This window comes from Microbispora sp. H10830, assembly GCF_014161375.1.
In the GTDB taxonomy this organism is placed as follows: domain Bacteria; phylum Actinomycetota; class Actinomycetes; order Streptosporangiales; family Streptosporangiaceae; genus Microbispora; species Microbispora catharanthi.
This window is the reverse complement of sequence record NZ_JABBWX010000002.1, coordinates 259,726-279,565: the sequence shown is the minus strand read 5'-3', so window position 1 is coordinate 279,565 and position 19,840 is coordinate 259,726. Positions and strand designations below refer to the sequence as shown.

The window sequence follows — 19,840 nt, the reverse complement described above, 5'->3', positions numbered from 1 at the left end:
CACCTGCCCGTTCAGCGCCTATATTCACTCTCGCGTGGCATCTGAAAGGCAACTTCAACTGACTAACTGAAACTGGCACGAGGGACATAGGGAGCCTAATTATTTCTCCCACAGGCCAACCGGGCAGGTCTATCTGTACGTGGTCTTCGTCGTAACTTTCGATCACAACTTGTGTACGCCAAGGCCGCCTATCAAAGGGCGGATCTCCCTCTATCTCACGGATACACCTCTCAAGAGCGAGAACAAGAGAATCAGGATTCAAATGCCGGCTTGGAATCAGTGCGGGGATGAAAGGGCGAAACGGCCTAATCTCATCGCCGTGCTGCTCTTCCCAGGCCGTGCACAGGACTGCCGGTATTCCTGATTTCGTAAGGGCGGCGACAAGTTCTGCGCCGTTGTAACTTGAATAGGTTGTTGTCCTCAACCGGTGATCTGCAAGGACTGCATCAAATCGATCTGGTGCCTGTTGTATGAAGTCAGCGAGAGGAGGAAGCCGATCATTAATAGGGATTGGCCGTAGATCAGCATCCTGCACCGGGTATTTCCAAGCAGATCGAACAGTAGGTTGGTCGTCGACTAGAGCCACCCGCTCAAGGACGCGCTCTCGGAAGCGTACAGTCATCGCCGCTGCCCTCCAGATGCAGCCGCTCGAATTCTGTCGCTTGAGGCAAGGATAGGCAGTCGAATGACGAACTCTGCGCCACCCAACTCACTTCTTTCGTGCGCGGCGACCTGGCCACCCAAGTCAGAGACACAATCCTTCACAATAACCAGTCCCAGGCCGGTGCCTTCCGGATTTGAGGTCTGGCCGGGTAGCCATATGTCATCGAGTGGCAGATCTGTGATGCCTGGCCCGGTGTCGGCTACGTTTATAGTGACGCTCGGTCGCGAACCTACGTCCACCCTCGTCGTTATCTTGATTGTTCGATCGAAGCTTTCCGCGCGTTCAAATGCCGCCAAGCTGTTGGTAAGAAGATTGGAGATGATCGATTCCATTCCGGCGGGGGTGCCCAGGAGTACGGCTCGTGCAGACGATTCCTCGAAGACAACATGAGCATGTCGTTGATTCAGGAAAGGCTCATAAGTGGAGAGCACCTCTCGGATAAGTTGATGCACGTCGATATATCCTCGACGACGCTTGCTCTTACGCAGCATTCGGAGAATCGCGATCGCGAGAACTCTCAATCCGCTCATTGACTTGCGGATGTCTTCGATAGGCTCCGCAAACTCTTTATCGTAGAGGTCAGGCAAAAGCTTCCTTGCACGCCGTTCAATGGCGGGAACAGCTTGATCGAGCACCTTGAACGGCCCGCCGTGACTTTCGTGTGCGAACGTGGCAGCGGTGATGCCAGCGCTGGCGAGGGTTCTATACAAATCCACCTCTCGCTGAAGAGAGCTAATCTCTTCAGCCGCGCTACGTTCGTACTGCTCGAACTGCTTAATAAGCGGCTTCGCCTCACTTGAACTCATGTTATTGAGAGTTTTCTTGATGATCTCCTTCGCGTTCTTGGTCTTCTGCGGTGCCGCCTCTCGCTGTGCACGCCGGCGATTCTCCGCTTGCCGCATGCGTTCTCGGGCGAGCCAGGAGAGAGCATTTGCCGCAAAAGCTTTTAGCTCTTCAAATTCATCATTTTCAATGATTCCGCTTCTATCGGTCTTCTGTCGCAGCTTTTCGCTCGGGTCCACTACAGTAACGCGACCAATGCTGTTATTCGTTGACGGCCGTTCTTCTGGGCTAGCAACCCGGGCCGCGTTCAGTCCCAGCCAATCGTTGCCTTCATTGCCATATGGCGCAATCCGCAGACCGTTAATGTATAGGTGCACGTTACCCACGGCCCGGAGCCACTGTCGCACCTCTGATAGGGACGACGATCGCACGCTAAACGATTCTGAGCTGAGTCGAAAAGCCCAGAAGTCGAAATGCGCGGGAGGTGCATTATATGGCCTGTTGTGGTGCTTCGTGGGTGCGCCCAAAGTCTCGTGATTGGCGGTCCATAGGACGTTACCCTGCCAATCTGAGATCTCGGCAGAAGCCATTCCCTTGTCATCCAGGATGGCAGAAAGATGGAAATCCGCTTCATCGAAATATGAACGGGATACTATCTCTGCCAGGTCTGCAAACTCTTCTGAGCTTATCCGAGGCCGAAACGAGTCCGGGCTATCACTGAAAGGATCTGCCAATAGAAGCATCGCCCTCGCGAGCTTTCGCGCTTCGCCGCGACTGATCGCCTTATATAGTCCGTCGACTACTACTTCGGTCCCATAGTCAAAATCACCAGCCGGCGCCTTCGCGATTGGGAGATCAACTTCCTCGACCGTTTGCGCATCAGCGTAGGTGTTCCAATCGATCGTCACACTGAATACTTGTGGCGAATTTTGCGGTCTGGTCCTAAGAATGACACGCTGACCCATACGCAGCGCAGCCAACCGTCCCAGACCTTTATTACCGGCCGACGTGCGGTTCTTACCCGTCAACTTGGTAGTTGTTTTCGAGGATCGACCCAACACTAACCAGGCGGAGGCTATGTCAGCCGGATGCATGCCTACACCGTCGTCCCGAACCAGGACCCGACCTCCGGGGCGGTCCACTCCCTCAAACCTGACTTCACACCAGGATGCGTCGGCGTCATATGAGTTCTTGACCAACTCAAGGATGCTCTGGTCGACTCCAGGATTCAACTCCTCGCCGAGACGTCTCAGTATCTCGGATGCAAACCGGAAGTGCGCCATCTTAGTTGCTCTCCGTTAGGCGGGAGGTGGAGCCGCTTAGTGAGTGCCAGACTCACCTTATTCCCATGTTCCTGCTCCTGCTATACCCCTGTTTGCGATCGATCTCTAGCCTGATTTGTCACGAGATGTACCTACTTGGCAGCTTTGGCCGTTTTCTACTTCGGCGGTTCCCGCAGTTGCATGCGGCGGCTGCCCGCAAGCACTCCCCTGGTATCCCGAGGATGGTCGCGCGCAAGCGCACCTCTCCTGCAGAATGGCTCTGATAGATCATCAAGGAGTGACGGTGTCCAGCTGGAGGAGCGTCGATGGGCTCACCTCAGTACAAGCGATACGCAGCCCAGCTACAGCTGCTCGCCGCGGATGTCGCACGAGGTGCATGGCGTCCGATCCAGCAAGACGTCCACGCTGCCCTCAATGGACAGGCGGCCGAACAAGTGCGTGCGCTTGTTCCGCTTCTTGCGCGCAGACAGGACGGTGCCTTCTTCACTAGCGGCAGGCTGCGTGACCAGTTCGCACATGTCGCGGACCTAGGACGAGACCCTGTCGGAACAACCTACTGGGATCCAGCATGTGGGGCTGGCGACCTCTTGCTTGCCGCCAGTGAGGCACTTCCTCTTGGGCGTACGATAAGGGAGACCCTTGTTCGTTGGGGCAAGCGGCTATGCGGGACTGATCTACAAGCCAGCTTTGTAGAGGTGGCACAACTTCGGTTATTTATCGCGGCTGCGGCGCGGCATAGGCAGTTAGGCGATTTTAGGACAGTCAGTCTAGATGTAGGCTTGAGCAAGTTATCGAAGATTTCGCCCGGCGACGGCCTTGCTCGCCTTGCCAATACCTCCGAATTCCGGGGCCACCTGTTGCTAAACCCTCCATTCGGCATGATGGAGGTGGAACGGACGTGCAAGTGGGCGACAGGATTGACTTCTCAGGCCGGCGTTTTCTATCTTACCGCCGCAACCGCATTGTCAGCCTCTCGGCAGGTGACAGCAGTACTCCCCGATGTCCTACGTAGCGGCAGCCGCTATAGAGCTTGGCGAAACGCAGTTGACTCAATCCTCGATATTGAGGAACTTCGCTCCTACGGTCAGTTCGACCCCCACACAGACGTCGATGTATTTACGATCCGTGGCCGCCGCCGTCACCCTGGTCACAGTGCACCTATACGCTCTCACTGGTGGCCAGAGCTAGCCTCGAGTAATCAAGTTGGCCATATATTCGACGTACGTGTTGGCCCTGTCGTAGACAACCGTGACCCTCATGAGGGGTCAGAAGCTCCCTACCTTACAGCGAAAGGAATGCCAGCCGCTGGCGAAATGGGGATACCAGTACGCCGTCGACGGTACGCCGGCCGCTTATTAGAACCACCTTTCGTGGCTATGCGGCGAACCTCCCGTCCAGGACAAGGCGTAGGCGGTGGATTGCGTAGCGGAGGCGTTGTTGTGGTGGGAGATGAACCCGTTGCGGTTGACAACCACGTGATAACGGCGAAGCCGATAAAGGGTGGCACTGATACCTGTTTCGAGCTCTTGAGAGTACTTCAGTCTCCCGAAGTCGCGGCATGGTTGGATGAACGAATTCGATGTCGGCATATCACCGTCGGGGTAATTCGATCCCTCCCATGGCCCACCCCGATTCCTTAGCTCTATAGCTCTAGCTCTGGCATGCGGGCTCGTACTGGCGAATTCGGCGGATGCCTCTCGGAGTCGCGGCCACGTGATACAACGCTGAGGTGGAGGAGCGGCAGGATCGATTGCGGGAACTGGGCGAGCTGCTGCGGCGGCTGCGTAAGGATGCGAGGCTGACAGGTAAGGAGCTGGCGCAGCGGGCCGGGGTGGCTCAGCCGACGATCTCGCGGATGGAGACGGGCAGGTTGTTGCCTACGCCGGAGACGGTTGAGCGAGTGTCCGCGGCTCTCCAACTCGATGACGACGCTCGCTCTGAGTTGGACACGCTGCTTGTGCGGCTGCGTGACGAGGTGTCCCGGCTGAAGGGTGGCTTGGCTGGCCGGGAGGCGGCGAACGCTGCGCGTATGCGTTCGTCGAAGTGGGTGGCGGCCTTCTCTTCGGCGATGATTCCGGCCGTGTTGCAGACGGCGGAGTATGCGCGGCTGGCCGTGGCGGTAGGCCGCGATGCCGATGAGGACGATGCGGCCAAGGCCGCGGCCGTACGGGTCGACGCACAGGCGGTGCTGTTTGAGGAGGGCCGGCGGTTCGCGTTCGTGCTGACCGAGGGCGCGGTGCGTACCTGGCCGGGGTCGCCGTCGTTAATGCTGGCTCAGCTCGACCGGTTGGCCCAAGTGTCGACGTTGCCGCATGTCCGGCTCGGCATCGTGCCGTGGAAGGTGGAGGCTCCGGCCTTCCCGCTGCACGGGTTCACCATCTTCGACGGGTCGGTGAGTGTGGTGGACAGCCTGACTGGTGATCTCACGCTGACGGAGGCGGCCGAGATCGGCGCTCACGAAGAGGCGTTCGAGGCGTTCGCGAGTGCGGCCGTGTACGGCGACGAGTTGCGGGCGCTGCTGGGTGAGGTCGCGGCGGACTTCCGGGAGCTGGCGAAGCAGCTCGACAACTGACGCATTTATGCGTCGTATTCCTTGAGAACCTTCTAGCGTTGGTCATACGCTCCAGTCGAAAGCCATGTCTAGCCCCCTATACGACGGAGCGTGTCCCATGCCCCCATGGCGCCTGTCCCGGTACTTCCTCGGCCGTCCCGCCTCGGTCACCGAAGCCCGCCGCTTCATCACCGCCACCCTCAGCGCCTGGCCCGTGGTCGAGTCGGCCGAGCTCATCGTGAGCGAGCTGGCGACCAACGCCGTCCGGCACACCGCCTCGGCCCGCTTCGGCGGCAAGTTCATCGTCAGCATCCAGGCCGAACCCGATCAGGTCTGGATCGGCGTCACCGACGAAGGCGGCCCCGGCCTTCCCCGGCTCGTCCGGCCCACCGACGACGAGGGCGGCCGCGGCCTGCTGCTGGTCGCCTCCCTGGCCGACAACTGGGGCGTGTACGGCAATCAGGCCGGCCGCACCGTCTGGGCACTGCTCAAGGTCGACCCCATCGCAGCCGCCGCACAGGCGACGTCTCGGTGATGAGCTGCGTGAGTCCGCACGTCCCCGATCGCCGGCAGCCCGGCTGCAAGAAACTGGCCTGGTTCGAGCCCTCGGACGGAACGCGAGTACGAGTGATCGCCTGGACCTGCGACTGCCTAGCCATGGTGTACGAGCTGTGCCAGGCGAGCGGGCAGGGCTTCATCAGGCGCACCCTCCAGCACGAGGACGCACCCGAGATCTGCGAGACCCACCGCTGGCCCATCGCCCAGGCACGTGAGGTCTGGGCGGCCCTGCTGACGGGAATGGCACGGTGAGCCCACGAGGTGTCCCCAACCGGCGCTCAGCTATCCGGGCCGTGGACCCAGCAACCGGCAAACCCATCAAAATCGTACTGTCAAGAGGGATAGACGGCATTTCGTCTAGGGGCCTAGACTCGGGTGCGCACCATCAAGGAGGAACCGTGCCACCGAGTGACCTGGACAAAATCGCCGCGATCGACGATCCCTACCTGCTGCTCCGGGTCGCCACCGAACGACTCAACGCCGCCCAGCAAGAAGTCACCGAACTGGCCCGGCTTCGCCGCCGCGTCATCCAAGAGCTTCACGCCCAGGGCATGTCGTATGCGCAGATCGCGGAGAAGGCCGGTCTGTCTCGCGGGCGTATTCACCAGATCCGTCATACCGGCCCCGCCCCCGAAGGCGCGTTCCTCGGCGTTGGCTCGGTCACCGTGGTGACCCCGCTGCGGCACGATGCCGCGACTGGCCGTTCCATGGTTGCCCTGGACGACATGCGCGCCGGCAAGCGGCTGGAAGACCTCGCCCGGACCTTCGGCCTGACTGTGGCCACCGACAACGTCACCGTCGATGGGCAGATCGACCTCAACCGCCCAGGGCTGCTCGTCATCTGCGGCCCCCGCATGTCCGAGGCCATGCGCCAGGCGTACGAGGCGGACCCGGTCATCCGCTGGGGCCGCGACGACAAGGGGTGGAAGCTGGTGGACACTCGCACCGGCCGCGAGTACCGGTCCGGCTCGCAGCTCGACCCCGCAGAGCCGACCGACTCTGCCTTCCTCGGCCGGCTGCCCCGCCCGGACGGCAACGGCTCGTTCTTGGCCATTGCCGGTATCCACCCCAACGGCTCCCTCGGCGTCATCCACCTGCTCGCCAGCGAGATCGCCGCGTTGTGGGGGCAGGTCGGCGACCGCCGCTTCTCCTGCGTGGTCGGCGTCGAATACGACCCGCAAAGCGGGGAACCAGTGCGGGCGGAACTGGCCAGCCCGCTCTACCGGCACGAGGACACCTGATGCGCGTCGCCTTCGCCAGCGAAGCCGCCTATCCCGACCGGCCCAACGAAGACTTCATCGGCGCCACCGCCGACGCCGTCGTCCTCCTCGACGGCGCCAGCATCCCCCCAGGTGTCACCTCGACCTGCTCGCACAGCGTGCGGTGGTACTCCCACACTCTCGGTTCCGCCCTGCTCGCCGAGATGACCCAAAGCGCCGGCCCCCTGCCCGAACTCCTCGCCCAGGGCATCAAGCACGTCACCTCACTGCACGACTTCACCTGTGACCTGACCCACGGCGGATCCCCCTCCGCCACCGTGGTCATGCTCCGCCAAGTCGCCGACCATTTGGACTGGCTCGTCCTCGGCGACAGCACCCTTGTCCTCGACACCGGCGCACCCGAGCCGATGGTGATCTGCGACGACCGGCTAGAACAGGTCGCCGCACCCCATCGCGCCCGGCTCGACAGCCTGCGCGGCGGCACACCCGAACACGCCGAAGCCCGCCGCGAGTACGTCGAGATCCTCGGCCAGTACCGCAACCGCGACGGGGGCTTCTGGGTCGCCTCCACCGATCCCCTCGCCGCCGACCAAGCACTCACCGGCACCATCCCCACCGACCAGGTACGCGCCGCGGCCCTGCTAACCGATGGAGCCGCCGACGCCGTCAGCCGCTACCGCCTCATCACCTGGCGGCAACTCCTCGACGTCCTTACGCAGGACGGTCCGGCTGCACTAATCCGCAGAGTCCGCGAGGCCGAGCGATCCGACCCCCACGGCGAACGCTGGCCACGCAGCAAAAGCCACGACGACGCATCTGCGGTCTTCGCTTCCATCTAGCTGTCATGCTGCAACCCGCTCAGTCTCTTCCTAGCGGAGGTAGAGACCTCCAGCTAGATTATTTATCCACCTAGCTTAGAAGTCTCTCACAAGAATTATTACTATCCCACTTAGCATCTATGCTTATGCGATAAGTACTGCAGTAAATATGACAACCTCACTAGGCGATTATGCTTAAGCACTAGAGATTAAGCCATCTAAGCTAAAAGCCAGCCGGAGAGATGTCGGCCGCGCCAACGCGTAGTAGCCGCTGACCTGGGGGAATGCGTATTCGTGTACGCAATTTCCGAGAATTGACACCGAGGCGGACGGCAGTACGTTACCTTCATGCACGTGCCGCACGACAAGCGCGCGGACAACGAGCAGAGGAAGGATACCCGCATGGCGGGAAAGTTTGAGTTCAGCTTCTGGAACCCTCGGCGAAAGCATGCCAAGCGCCGCCGAGGGTTCGTGATCAGCTGGCGATTCTTCTAACCCCTAGATCCCGGGTAGAGGCAGAAGGGCCTCTACCCGGCCGCCGCCGACGCGAGTAAACGTATCGCTTCACCTTGTCCCTTCGCAGCCAGTCGCCAGATGAGAGACGATCGATCCACTGCGTCTACCCCCCTGGACAGATGCGAGGACGTCCGCTACCGTCTATCGCATAGCCCCCTAGACAGTTCCCGTCGCGGACTGCCGCCGCTGTATAGGGGGATGGACAAGGAGGTGGTGAACGATGGCACTGCAAGGACCCATCCCGATCAGCTTCGAGCTGCTGTTCCCGCACGGCTGCTACGTGGTGGGCGAGGTGACCGCGGCGAAGGACTTCGACGCCAAGCGCGATGTACAGGCGAAGGACAAGGCGACCGGCCTTCCGATCTGGCAGGTCCCGGTGATGGACGCCGACCCCACGCTCAAGGCCGCGCAGAAGACGGTGACCGTGAAGATCCTGTCGGAGGTGCAGCCGGTCGTCCCGCCGTCGCTGCCCGGTGTGCCGCTGGCCCCGGCCGAGTTCGACGGGTTGGAGGTCAAGCCGTACGTGCATCAGGCGACGGGGCGGCTGGCTTATTCGATCTCGGCTCGGGTGATGCGGGCTCCCCGCACAGGGGCCGGCAAGTCCGGCAACGCTGCGAAGGACGCGGCGTGATGGGGCGGCGGACGGTGCGGCCCTCGGCCGTGATCAGCCTCAACACCGGGTGCGGCGCCTCGGCCAAGACCATGCCATACCCGGCCCGGACGCCGGTGCTGGCGCTGGACTTCGGCTCGACCTCGGTCCTCGTGAGCACCTCGGACAGCGACCAGGTCAGCCCGGCCGATGTCGAGTTCGCCCGGCAACTCGCCCGTGAGGCGGCCTCGTTCGCCCGGTCGGTCGAGCGGCGGTTTCACGGCCTGGCCAACGGCCGGGGGGTGGCCTGATGGCACAGGGCCCCTGCACCCACGTGTCGATGTCGATCGACCCCGGCCAGCATCCCCGCATCGGAATCTCGTTCTGCGCCTCAATCAACCGGGCGCGGGCTCGGGTGCTGGAGTCCGGGCGGCCGTACCTGGTCCTGGAGTCCGACGAGGCGGACGTGACGGTCTCGACCACCGGGGCCGGCCCGATCACCGCCGAGGACCTGGACATCGCGCGGCAGATCTTCAACGCCGCCGCCCGGTACCTGGCCGACTGCGAACGCATCCACGCCGAACAGGCCCAGGCCTGCGACTCGGCGGCCTGAGATGCAAGCGGGGCCGCTGGAAGCGGCAACTTCCGGCGGCCCCTCGGTCTCTCCCTGACTGCGCATCACAAGAGAGGAGTTCAGCTTATGCTCAAGCGCCTTCCCGGTGGCGAGGTCCGCAACCTCGTGTCCACCACTCCAGACACAGCGGTCGTGTTCAAACCGGCCGTCGTCCAGACCCCGGCGATCCTCACCGTCCTGGTCTTCCTCGGCCGCCTGGTCGCCGGTCTCGTCCGTACCCTCCTCATCCACCCCATCGCCGTGGCGGTGCTCGCCGTGCCCGGTGTGATCTGGGTCCGGTACGGCTGGCCCACGGCGGTGGCCACCGCCACTATTCCGCTCTCGTTGCTGTTCGGCTGGGTGCTGGCCGATCGGGCATCGTTCGCGCGATTCGTGGGCTGGCGGCTGCTGGCCTTCTGGCGCCGGTTCTGGATCTACCGCCGTCACTGGCAACCGGTAATGATCGTGTCCGGGCTCGGTCGTCACCTTCAGGGCCGCGACTACCTGCCCCGCCTGCTCCGGGTCGAGTGCGACGGCTGGGCCGACCGCGTCACCGTGCGCATGCTGTCCGGGCAGGCCGTCAAGGACTGGGCCGACCGCACCGACCATCTCGCCCATGGCTTCGGCTCCCCCTCCTGCCGCGTCGCCGTCGCCAAGGCTGGGCGGCTCGTGCTCACCTTCCCCCGGCGCGACCCGCTCGCCGAACCCCTGCCCGCCGTCCCGGTTCCCGAGTCAGCGGAGGTCGGGCCGGTGGAGGTCGGCCGGTGTGAGGACGGCACGCCGTACCGGCTCAAGGTCCACGGCACGCACGTCCTGATCGCGGGCGCGACCGGGGCCGGAAAGGGCTCATGGCTGTGGTCGACCATCCGCGGCCTGCTCCCCGCGATGCGGGCGGGCCTGGTCCAGGTCTGGGCGCTCGACCCCAAGCGGATGGAACTGTCCTTCGGCCGCGCCCTGTTCGGCGCGAGGTATGCCGCCGACCCTAAGGAGTGCGCCGACCTGCTCGACGAGGCGGTCTCCGTCATGCAGGAGCGGGCCGACCGGTTCGCCGGCCTCCAGCGCTCCCACACGCCGACCGTCGACGACCCGTTCGTCCTGGTGCTCGTCGACGAGGTGGCGTTCCTGACCGCCTATCAATCGGACAAGGGCCTGCGCCAGCGCATCACGGCGGCCCTGGCCACGCTCACCACGCAAGGCAGGGCGGTCGGCGTCGGCGTGATGGCCGCGCTCCAGGACCCGCGCAAGGAGGTCATGAACATCCGCAACCTGTTCCCCGACAAGATCGCACTTCGGCTCGACGAGTCCGAACAGGTGGACATGGTCCTCGGCGACGGTGCACGCGACCGGGGAGCGCTGGCCGATCACATCTCACCCGTCCCCGAGCAGGGTGCGGGCGTCGGATACGTCCGGCTGGAGACCTCCCCCGACCCGGTGCGGGTCCGAGCGGCCTACGTCTCCGATGCCGACATACGCCAGATGGTCGCCGAGTACGGCGGTCGAAGCGAGGCCGCATGAACGGTCTGGCGCACTTCCTCGACGGGCTGCGCTGCTCCATCTGCGGCGCGCTCAACGTCCTGTGGCTCGACCCCCTGCGCGGCCTGGTCGAGTGCCACGAATGCGGCCAGACCGCCCTCACCATCCCCGAGACCGCAGAGGAGGACAGTTGATCGACACCAATCAGGCCGGGGGAGACCAGCAAATCTCCCCTGCTCGGCTCAACGACCGGTCCACTCCCCGCGCCGTCCGTATGGCCCAACCGCTCGCGCGGGACGTGGTCGAGGAGATCGCCAAGCAGTACGGGGTGTGCATCCGGCCGGTTCCGCTCCGGCGGCAGGACATCCTCACCGGCCAGGTTGAGGTCATCGACGTGCCGTGCGGGGCGACGCTGGAGAGCAAGTGCCCGCCGTGCGCCAAGCGCAACCGGCAGCTCCGTCGGGCGCAGTGCCGGGAGGGCTGGCACCTCGACCACGAACCCGTGAACCTCCCCGATAACGCCGACGAGTATCAGCGTCACCTGGTGGAGCTGCGGGCCGATGCGCAGGTGTGGCGGGACGAGGTGGAAAAGGCCGGCGGCGACACCGCCGACCTCGATGCGGCCATTGAGGACCTGGACGAGGAGATCAGCCGGGCGGGCATGCGCGGCAACGTCCTCGGCCGCACCTCCGGCAAGCGCTCACGCTCGACCAAGCGGCGGCAGGACGCGCCGGATCTGCCCAAGCGGCAGATGACCAAGACCACGTTGGGGCGGACCTTCACCGGCTCGGACGGCAAAACCTACCGGCCCTCAATGTTCGTCACCCTCACCCTGCCCTCCTACGGGCGAGTGCTGGAGGGCGCGCCCCTGGACCCGGACCGGTACGACTACGCGCGGGCGGCCCGCGACGCCCTGCACTTCTCCAAGCTCGTGGACCGCTTCGTGCAGAACCTCCGCCGCGTGGCGGGCTACGACGTGCAGTACTTCGCGACCGTCGAGCCTCAAAAGCGGCTCGCACCTCATCTCCATATGGCGATCCGCGGCACCCTGCCCCGTGCTGAGCTGCGGCAGATCATCGCCGCTACCTATCACCAGGTGTGGTGGCCCTCGACCGACGAAGTCCGGTTCGAGGGGGACCACCTGCCGGTCTGGGAGGACGGGGCCGGCTACCTCGATCCCGATACCGGGGAAGTCCTGCCGACCTGGGACCAGGCCCTCGACCGACTCGATGCCGACGAGGACGCCGAACCCCTGCACGTGCTGCGCTTCGGTGACCAGCTCGACATTCAGAGCGTCCTTGCCGGGACCCCGGACGCCGACCAGCTCATCCAGTACCTCTCCAAGTACCTCACCAAGTCCCTCGGCGACGCCCTCGGCACCGACGACCCACGCCGTAAGGCCCACGCCGAACGGCTGCTGGAGGCGTTGCGGTTCGAGCCGTGCTCGCCGACCTGCCCGAACTGGCTGCGCTACGGCATCCAGCCCAAGGGCGCCAAGCCCGGCATGGCTCCTGGCCGGTGCAAGGGCAAGGCGCACAAGCCCGATCACCTCGGCTACGCGGGCCGCCGCGTCCTGGTCTCGCGCAAGTGGTCGAACAAGACCCTGACCGAGCACAAGCAGGACCGCCGCACCTGGGTCCTGGAAGCCCTCGGCGTCGAAGACGAGCCGGTCGACCCCCACCGCTACATCTGGCGACCGGTCAAGCCCGGAGATCCCGACCTGGCCCCCATCGGCGTACGCCTGCTCCGCTCGGTCCACGAACGCCAGCGCTGGCGCAACCACCTCGACCGGCTCCAGGCCGAGGCAGACGGACAAGTTCTTTCGGCAACTGAAGGGAGGGCAGCGTGATGGACAGACTCTTCTACCGACCCAAAGACGCGGCGGTCGTCCTCGGCATGAGCCGTACGGCGGTCTTCCGGCTGATCAAGAGCGGTGAGCTTCGCTCGATTAAGTACGACGGATACCGCCTCGTCCCGGCTGACGCCCTTCAGGAGTTCGCCCGGCGTCTGAGCGAGGCGGCGTGATGGCCGACCGCAAGCCGAACGGGCGATCGTCCATCTACCTCGGCCAGGACGGCTACTGGCACGGCTGGGTGACCGTGGGCATTAAGCCGGATGGCTCCCCTGATCGACGTCACCGGATGGGGAAGTCGGAGGCGGAGGTCACGCGCAAGGTCCGCGAACTGGAGGGCAAGCGCGAGACCGGGCAGGTAGCCAAGCCGGGCAAGGTCCCTACCGTCGCCGAGTGGATGACCGAATACCTCGACGCGATCTGTGACCGGCTCGTCGCGTCCGGCAAGATGGCGCCTCGAACCCTCGACGACTACCGGTCCAAGACTCGCCACTGGATCATTCCGCTCCTCGGCCGTCACCGCCTCGACCGGCTCGCCCCTGAGCACCTGGACAAGGCGTACGCGACGATGCTCGAACAGGGCCGCTCGTCCAGCACCGTCCTCAAGGTGCATCGCATCCTGTCCCGCGCCCTGAAGATCGCCGTACGCCGGAACAAGGTCACCCGGAACGTTGCCACGCTGGTGGACGCGCCCGTCGCGGCCGATCCTGACCTGGAGCCGCTGACGCGGAACGAAGCACGCAAGATCCTGGAGGCGGCCAAGTCGCGCAGGAACGCGGCCCGCTGGTCGGTGGCCCTTGCCCTCGGCATCCGCCAAGGCGAAGCGCTCGGCCTTCGGTGGTCCTTCGTCGACCTCGAAACCGGCGTGATCAAAGCCTGGTACCAGGCACAGCGGTCACCGTGGAAGCACGGCTGCGACGACCCCCACGAGTGCGGCAAGGAGTGGCACCGCTGGCCATGCAAGCCGCGGTGCAGGGTCCACAAGCACGAGCCTGACTGTCCACAGGACTGCACGAAGCGCGGCCACGTCTGCCCGACGCGGACATGCGCGAAGGACTGCACCGGCCACGCCGACAGGTGCCCGAAGCGTACGGGCGGCGGCATCGTCTTTCGGCAACGCAAGGGGCGCAGTCGGCTGACTCTCCAGTGCCCGCCCGAGCTGCTTCCGATCCTCCGTGAGCACAAGAAGCGCCAGGACGCCGAACGGGCGGAGGCCGGTCAGCTCTGGGAGGATCACGACCTGCTCTTCCCGACCAGGCAAGGCCGGCCAATGGAGCGCAGCGAGGACTACAAGATGTGGAAGGCGCTCCTGCGCCAGGCCGGGGTCAGGGAGGCCCGCCTTCACGACGCCCGCCACACCGCCGGGACACTCCTCGTCGAGCAGGGCGTCCACATCCGGGTCGTGCAAGAGATCCTCGGCCACGCGCGGGTGACGACCACTGAGCGTTACACCCACATCGCCAGTCCCCAGGTGAAGGACGCCAGCGAGCGCATGGGCGCCGCCCTGTGGGGCGAGGACTGAGAACAAGGGACCGAAGGCAACTGCAACTAGAACTGCAACTAGAGGCCCTGTGGAGATCAAAAAGCCCCTCTCGCTGAAGCCAGCGAGAGGGGCTTTGATCTGCGGAGGCTCGGGGATTTGAACCCCGGATGGGCTTAAGACCCAAACCGCATTAGCAGTGCGGCGCCATAGACCTGACTAGGCGAAGCCTCCTGGTAGCGCGTTGCTCAGCACAGCGTACCGGCGATCGTCCAAGGCGGCAAAGCGGATTGCCGAGTGCCGCACTGGATCACACCGAGGATCCATGCTGCGGGGCGGTTGGATCGATGCACAGTCCTTGTCCACAGGATGTGGACAAAGACTGTGCACACAGTGTGGATAACCCGCCTCAGCGTCGGCACAGGCTACGCCTGGCGGACGGCCTCGCCCTCGATCTCGATCTTGACCTTCTTGCCGACGAGGACGCCGCCGGTCTCCAGGGCCTGGTTCCAGGTCAGACCGTACTCCTCGCGGTCGATCTCGGTCTCCGCGCCGAACCCGAAGATCTCCTGACCCCACGGGTTGTTGGCTGCGCCATTGAACTCGACCTTGAGCTTGACCTCCTTGGTCACGTCACGGACCGTGAGGTCGCCGACGAGCGTGAACTCGTTGCCCGACAGGTCGGTCACCCGCTTGCTGCGGAAGGTGATCTCGGGGAACTTGTCGGCGCCCAGGAAGTCGTCGCTCCGCAGGTGGCCGTCGCGGTCGGCCGCACCGGTCTCGATCGTGCCCGCCTTGATGACGACGTCCACGCTGGACTCGAGCGGGTTCTCGGCGATGACGATCTTGCCCTCGTAGTCGGCGAAGTGGCCGCGGACCTTGCTGACCATCATGTGCTTGACGACGAAACCGACGCGCGTGTGGGCCTTGTCCAGCGCAAACTCGCCGGCCGTCGGGACCTTCAGGCCCTCCCACTCACGGATGCTCATGGCTGCTCCCCAGATTGTTGCTGTGCGGATGTCTCACTAAGCAAATGTCTACCCGAAAAATATTCCTCACGTCAACTATCGTGCCGTAGACTTGGGTCATGGACCCATTCGACGACCCCCGGCTCACGGCGATGGGCCTGTTCGCGGAGGTCTACACCGGGCTGTCGAGCAAGACCAGCCCGACGCTGGCCGCCGCCGGACTCTCCGAGGTCGACTTCGAGACCCTGATCCGCCTTGCCCGTTCGCCCGAACGACGGCTGCGCATGAGCGACCTCGCCGCCCAGACCTCGCTGTCCACGAGCGGGATCACCCGCGTGGTCGACCGTCTGGAACGCGACGGGCTCGTCGAGCGACATGCCTGCGCCAGCGACCGCCGCGCCTCTTACGCGGTGCTGAGCGAGGCGGGGGCGGAACGGTTGCGGGCGGTGCTCCCCCAGCACGTCGAGGACATCGAGACCTGGTTCACCGGGCTGCTGACCGAAAACCAGCTCGCCGATTTCCTGCAGGCGCTGCGCGTGATCCGCGACGTCGTACGGCCCTGCGCGACCGCAGGCGTACGGGAGGCGAGCAGGGCACCTCGGGCCAAGACGGGCTGAGCCCGCCGGAATCGGGATTAGAGGGAACTGACCGGACGGACTGGCGTAAACGATCGATTTCTGGTGGACTCCGTAATTCAGGAAACGGCTCCACGACAGCCGACGCAGTCCCCCGTACCCGAGCCCATGGAGCGCCCGTGCGTTTCCCCTCACACGCACTCGCCGTCCTCGCCGCCGCGGCCCTCGCGGTTCCCGTCCCCGCTTCCACCTCCGCGTTCGCCGCGGCCGCGGCCTCTCCGAGCCCGAGCCCGAGCCCGAGTCCGAGCCCGAGCCCGAGCCCGACGCCCACACAGACGCAGACGCCCGCCGCGACGAGCCCGAGCCCGCAGCCGGTGGTCACCGTCACCAAGACGATCACCCCTAAGGCGACCCCCAAGACGACGAAGACCACGACGGCCAAGACGCCGCGACCGAAATCCGTGCCGAAGGACGCCGTCCAGGTGACCGTCAAGAAGGTCGTGGACGGCGACACCGCCGATGTCGTCACCGAGAGCGGCAGGACCGTTCGGATCGGCCTGCTGGAGGCGGACGCCCCCGCCAAGGGCGTCTGCTGGTCCGAGGAGGCGTTCGCCCGGTTGATGACCCTGCTCCCGCCAGGCAAGCCGGCCTACGTCCGGGCCGCCGAGCAGGTGCCCGAGCAGGGGCGCATCCTGATCTACCTGTGGTCGTCCACGGGCGTCTACGTCAACGGCGACATGGTCAGGAGCGGCCTGGCACAGACCGTGAACTCCTTCCCCGAGCGCAGCTACACCGATTGGCAGTACTGGGAGCAGGTGCGCGCGCAGACCGACAAGCTGGGATTGTGGTCGGGCTGCTGGGCGGCCGACACGTACGACAAGCGTGAGAGCGTCAAGGTCCCGTCCGGGACCGGCGCCGCCACCCCGGCGCCGATCGAGCCGGCGGACGCGTCCCCGGCCCCGCCCGGCACGACGTACTCCCTCGAGCCCATTCCGCAGGGGGCCACCCCCGGCTCTGTCGCCACGGTGCGGCCCTCCCCGACCCCCACGCCCAGCCCCTCGCCGAGCCCCAGCCCCAGCCCCAGTGCTTCGAACGGGTCGCTCGACCCCAAGTACGACACCTGTGAGGACGCGAACGCCAACGGATACGGCCCGTACTACCGCGGGACCGACCCCGAGTACGTGTGGTACGAGGACCGCGACAACGACGGCGTGGTCTGCGAAAGATGACAGTCAGTTGACCCTCTTGCGGGCGTCGGGCACGACCATGTCGCCGCGCAGCTTGGCCATGCCGCGCGAGACCGAACTCTTGACCGTGCCCACGCTGATCCCGAGGGTCCTGGCGATCTCGGGCTCGGTCATGTCCTCGTAGTAGCGCAGCACGATCGCCGTACGCTGCCGGGCGGGGAGACGGTCGAGCGCCTGCTCCAGCTCGTCGTACCGGTGCCGCGCGTCCTGCTGCACCGGTACGTCGGGAAGCTCCTCGGAGGGGTATTCCTCCAGCTTGCGCCGCCGCCACCAGGAGATGTTGATGTTCACCATCGCCCTCCGCACGTAGCCGTCGAGCGACGACCGGTCGCGGATGCGGTCCCACGCGAGGTACGTACGCGCGAGGGCGGTCTGCAGGAGGTCCTCGGCGTCGCTGGGGTTGCCGGTCAACTGGTTGGCCACGCGGAGCAGGGCCGCCCCGCGAGACTGGACGTACGTGCGGAACTCCTCATGGTTCACGATCAGGGATCACCAACCCGGCCAGAGAGGCATCTCGTGCCAGAATCGCAGCCGCGCCCCTGGATCCGGCTGAACCGAAATCCAGGTTTCGCACCCGCCTGGGCAAAGAGCGGGCAAGCCGGGTGGCGGCCCGTCACGCGTGCCGTACGTCCTGTCGGGCAGTGGTTTGCCCGAAACAGGTGGCAACGCCTTGCACCGGGAGGAGGAATATTGATCCCGGACGCCACCATCGCCCGGAAAACCGCCTCTCCATCCCTGTCCGGCATGTGAGGCTGGAGAGCGTGGAAGGGGCGATGCCGTACCAGGCCGGAGAGCGCAGGCGGAAGCTGGCGGCGGCGGTTCTCGGCCGCGACCCCGGGCCCGCACCGCGGTCGCGGGAGGAGACGGAGCCGTTCGACGTGGTCAGCGGCGACCTCCTCGACGTGAGCCCGCACCTGATCATCATCGAGACCGCCGACGGCGGGCAGCGGCGCCTGGTGATCGCGCCGTGGGCGACCGCGTGGCGCGGGGGCACGGTGGCGCCCGCCGATCTGCCGGCCGGAGCCCGGGTCGTCGTCCGGGCGCTGCGCGGCGGCACGGTCGCCGAGCGCATCTGGGCCGACATCACCCGGATCACCGGCGTCATCCGGGAGGTCAGCGGGCGGCGTGACCTCACCGTCGAGCTCGACTGCGGTCCCCATCGCCGGGAACGCTCCATCGTCGTGCCCTACCGCTCCTCCGGGCGGATCCGGGTGCGGCATCCCAAGCTGGAGCCGGGCTACCTGTTCGACGCGATCGGGCTGCTCGACCAGGGCACGTCGTTCGCGCATCTGCCCGCGACCTCGCAGCCGCCCTACCGGGCCACGGCCGTGCCCCCGCCCACGGTGACGTACGGAGGAAGCGAGGCGGGCATCTCGGGCACGGCGGTGTGGGCGGACTTCACTGACCTGGCGGACCTCGCGGAGGAGGGCATCACGGAGGGCGTCGCCTATCCCATGCTCGAACGCGAGGACACCGGTTGCGACGACGCCGGCGTGTCCTGCGCCGGCCTGCCATATCTCGCGCTGGGCTCGCTGCTGCGCGTACGCAACGTGTGCGACGGCCGGGCGGACGCGCTGCCGATCGTCGCGTGCGGGTGCCTCGCGGGGCGGTTCTGCGACCGATGCCTGGAATGCGGCACGTCCCCGCGCGGCAGGATCGTGGAACTGGCCGCGTGCTCGTACGTCGCGCTCGGTGGAGACTTGACCAAGGGCTGCTTCAATGCCCGCGTCGGATTGGGGTGACCGGTGCTTTCGATCATCGCGGCTGCCGCGCTGCCGATCCTCGTGGTGACGCTGGCGCTGGGCGGCGTCGCCAAGCTGGCCACGGTCGGGCGCGAGGCGTCGCCGGGCGCGCTGGCCCGGCTCGGCCCGGCGGTGCTCATGCCCGAGCGCTTCGCCAGACCCGCCATGATCGCCTGCGCCCTGGCCGAGTTCGCGCTGGCGGCCGATCTGCTGGTCGTGGATCACCCGGTCGCCCGGTGGCTGCCGGTCGCGTTCTTCGCCATGGCGACGTACGTCCTGTGGGACCTGCGCAGGCGGCGGCCGGACGCGGGGTGCGGCTGCTTCGGAGATGTGAGCGACACCCCGGTCGGGCTGCGGTCGATCGGCCGGGCCGCGGCGCTGACCGCGATGGCGGCCCTCGTCGCGGCCGCGGGCGTCATGGGACTGCCTCATGTCACCGCGGAGACGGCGCCCTGGATCGGCGGAGGGGTCGCCCTGCTGCTCGCCTGCTCACCCGAGATCGACGGGGTCGTCTCCCGCCTGCGTCACCGGGCGCCGTGCGAGCAGCGGCCCATGCCGCCCGGACGGGCACTGTCGCGCCTGCGGACCAGCGCGGAGTGGCGGGCTCACGCCGGGTCACTGCTGGCGGACGAGCCGTCCGACATGTGGCGTGAACTGTGCTGGCGCTTCTTCGTCTTCCCCGCCCAGGGCGACGCGGAGGTCGTGTTCGCCGTGCATCTCGGCGGCCGGCGTCCCGCCGTACGCGCCGTCGTGGTCGGCGCCGACGGCCAGATGGCCGCGCTCGACGATCGCGGCGATGCCTCTCTGCGGGAATCTACGCCTGTATCGGCCTGACGCTATACAAGCGTAGATTCCCGCATCGAGGACTTTCACTTCAACTCTCTACGGCTCTCTAGCTTCCCCTCTAG

General features: G+C 65.6%; 21 protein-coding genes and 1 tRNA gene. 17 read left to right on the top strand and 5 right to left on the bottom strand.

Features of this window, described 5'->3' with window-relative positions; translation table 11 throughout:
* Nucleotides 1-618: 618 nt before the first annotated feature.
* Both HHX35_RS06070 and HHX35_RS06065 read right to left on the bottom strand, forming a co-directional pair.
* The gene (locus tag HHX35_RS06070; RefSeq protein ID WP_182897915.1) at nt 619-2,730 is read right to left on the bottom strand and encodes a sensor histidine kinase; all 2,112 of its coding nucleotides are present in this window, start codon (nt 2,728-2,730) and stop codon (nt 619-621) included.
* Nucleotides 2,731-3,071: 341 nt separating this feature from the next.
* Nucleotides 3,072-3,248: a hypothetical protein gene (locus HHX35_RS06065; RefSeq protein ID WP_182897914.1), complete on the bottom strand. Its 177-nt coding sequence runs from the start codon at nt 3,246-3,248 to the stop codon at nt 3,072-3,074.
* Between the two features lie 1,211 nt (nt 3,249-4,459).
* On the opposite strand from HHX35_RS06065, the gene HHX35_RS06060 reads away from it, so the two are divergent.
* The 13 genes from HHX35_RS06060 (at nt 4,460) to HHX35_RS06000 (ending at nt 14,442) form a co-directional block, all read left to right on the top strand.
* Nucleotides 4,460-5,302 (top strand): Scr1 family TA system antitoxin-like transcriptional regulator, encoded by an 843-nt coding sequence (locus HHX35_RS06060; protein ID WP_182897913.1) that lies wholly within the window; start codon nt 4,460-4,462, stop codon nt 5,300-5,302.
* A gap of 97 nt (nt 5,303-5,399) precedes the next feature.
* Entirely contained in the window at nt 5,400-5,816 is a 417-nt protein-coding gene (locus HHX35_RS06055) for an ATP-binding protein (RefSeq protein WP_182897912.1), read from the top strand.
* Nucleotides 5,817-5,824: 8 nt separating this feature from the next.
* Nucleotides 5,825-6,091 (top strand): hypothetical protein, encoded by a 267-nt coding sequence (locus HHX35_RS06050; RefSeq protein WP_182897911.1) that lies wholly within the window; start codon nt 5,825-5,827, stop codon nt 6,089-6,091.
* Between the two features lie 146 nt (nt 6,092-6,237).
* Entirely contained in the window at nt 6,238-7,080 is an 843-nt protein-coding gene (locus HHX35_RS06045; protein WP_310738913.1) for a sigma factor-like helix-turn-helix DNA-binding protein, read from the top strand.
* The gene (locus HHX35_RS06040; RefSeq protein WP_182897910.1) at nt 7,080-7,898 is read left to right on the top strand and encodes an integrase; all 819 of its coding nucleotides are present in this window, start codon (nt 7,080-7,082) and stop codon (nt 7,896-7,898) included. The genes HHX35_RS06045 and HHX35_RS06040 overlap by 1 nt, the downstream gene beginning before the upstream one ends.
* A 715-nt stretch (nt 7,899-8,613) precedes the next feature.
* Nucleotides 8,614-9,024, top strand: a complete 411-nt coding sequence (locus HHX35_RS06035; RefSeq protein ID WP_182897909.1) for a plasmid replication, integration and excision activator — start codon at nt 8,614-8,616, stop codon at nt 9,022-9,024.
* Complete coding sequence (locus tag HHX35_RS06030) at nt 9,024-9,293, top strand: hypothetical protein (RefSeq protein ID WP_182897908.1); 270 nt, start codon at nt 9,024-9,026, stop codon at nt 9,291-9,293. The genes HHX35_RS06035 and HHX35_RS06030 overlap by 1 nt, the downstream gene beginning before the upstream one ends.
* Complete coding sequence (locus tag HHX35_RS06025) at nt 9,293-9,595, top strand: hypothetical protein (RefSeq protein ID WP_182897907.1); 303 nt, start codon at nt 9,293-9,295, stop codon at nt 9,593-9,595. The genes HHX35_RS06030 and HHX35_RS06025 overlap by 1 nt, the downstream gene beginning before the upstream one ends.
* An 87-nt stretch (nt 9,596-9,682) precedes the next feature.
* Nucleotides 9,683-11,110, top strand: coding sequence for an FtsK/SpoIIIE domain-containing protein (locus HHX35_RS06020; RefSeq protein WP_182897906.1), 1,428 nt, complete (start codon nt 9,683-9,685; stop codon nt 11,108-11,110).
* A complete protein-coding gene (locus HHX35_RS06015; RefSeq protein ID WP_182897905.1) occupies nt 11,107-11,262 on the top strand; it encodes a hypothetical protein in 156 nt (51 codons plus the stop codon). Before HHX35_RS06020 ends, HHX35_RS06015 begins: the two co-directional genes overlap by 4 nt.
* Nucleotides 11,263-11,342: 80 nt before the next feature.
* Complete coding sequence (locus tag HHX35_RS06010; protein WP_182898400.1) at nt 11,343-12,917, top strand: replication initiator; 1,575 nt, start codon at nt 11,343-11,345, stop codon at nt 12,915-12,917.
* Nucleotides 12,917-13,093, top strand: coding sequence for a helix-turn-helix domain-containing protein (locus HHX35_RS06005; protein WP_182898399.1), 177 nt, complete (start codon nt 12,917-12,919; stop codon nt 13,091-13,093). Before HHX35_RS06010 ends, HHX35_RS06005 begins: the two co-directional genes overlap by 1 nt.
* Nucleotides 13,093-14,442 carry a site-specific integrase gene (locus HHX35_RS06000; protein WP_220505086.1) on the top strand — a complete coding sequence of 450 codons (1,350 nt, stop codon included), beginning with the start codon at nt 13,093-13,095 and terminating at the stop codon, nt 14,440-14,442. Before HHX35_RS06005 ends, HHX35_RS06000 begins: the two co-directional genes overlap by 1 nt.
* A gap of 102 nt (nt 14,443-14,544) precedes the next feature.
* Here HHX35_RS06000 and HHX35_RS05995 read toward each other — a convergent pair.
* Both HHX35_RS05995 and HHX35_RS05990 read right to left on the bottom strand, forming a co-directional pair.
* A tRNA-Ser gene (locus tag HHX35_RS05995) sits at nt 14,545-14,634 on the bottom strand.
* 191 nt (nt 14,635-14,825) lie between these two features.
* Entirely contained in the window at nt 14,826-15,389 is a 564-nt protein-coding gene (locus tag HHX35_RS05990; RefSeq protein WP_041952791.1) for a YceI family protein, read from the bottom strand.
* Nucleotides 15,390-15,487: 98 nt separating this feature from the next.
* Here HHX35_RS05990 and HHX35_RS05985 point away from each other — a divergent pair, with 98 nt between their 5' ends.
* Both HHX35_RS05985 and HHX35_RS05980 read left to right on the top strand, forming a co-directional pair.
* Nucleotides 15,488-15,985 carry a MarR family winged helix-turn-helix transcriptional regulator gene (locus HHX35_RS05985; protein ID WP_041952792.1) on the top strand — a complete coding sequence of 166 codons (498 nt, stop codon included), beginning with the start codon at nt 15,488-15,490 and terminating at the stop codon, nt 15,983-15,985.
* Between the two features lie 137 nt (nt 15,986-16,122).
* Entirely contained in the window at nt 16,123-17,172 is a 1,050-nt protein-coding gene (locus HHX35_RS05980; protein ID WP_182897904.1) for a thermonuclease family protein, read from the top strand.
* Nucleotides 17,173-17,175: 3 nt separating this feature from the next.
* Here the strand turns inward: HHX35_RS05980 and HHX35_RS05975 are convergent, their stop codons facing one another.
* On the bottom strand, nt 17,176-17,676 hold the full coding sequence (locus tag HHX35_RS05975; protein ID WP_182898397.1) for a SigE family RNA polymerase sigma factor: 501 nt from the start codon (nt 17,674-17,676) through the stop codon (nt 17,176-17,178).
* Nucleotides 17,677-17,951: 275 nt separating this feature from the next.
* Here HHX35_RS05975 and HHX35_RS05970 point away from each other — a divergent pair, with 275 nt between their 5' ends.
* Complete coding sequence (locus HHX35_RS05970; RefSeq protein ID WP_310738912.1) at nt 17,952-18,932, top strand: hypothetical protein; 981 nt, start codon at nt 17,952-17,954, stop codon at nt 18,930-18,932.
* Between the two features lie 3 nt (nt 18,933-18,935).
* Nucleotides 18,936-19,766, top strand: a complete 831-nt coding sequence (locus HHX35_RS05965; protein WP_182897903.1) for a MauE/DoxX family redox-associated membrane protein — start codon at nt 18,936-18,938, stop codon at nt 19,764-19,766.
* Nucleotides 19,767-19,840: the final 74 nt, after the last annotated feature.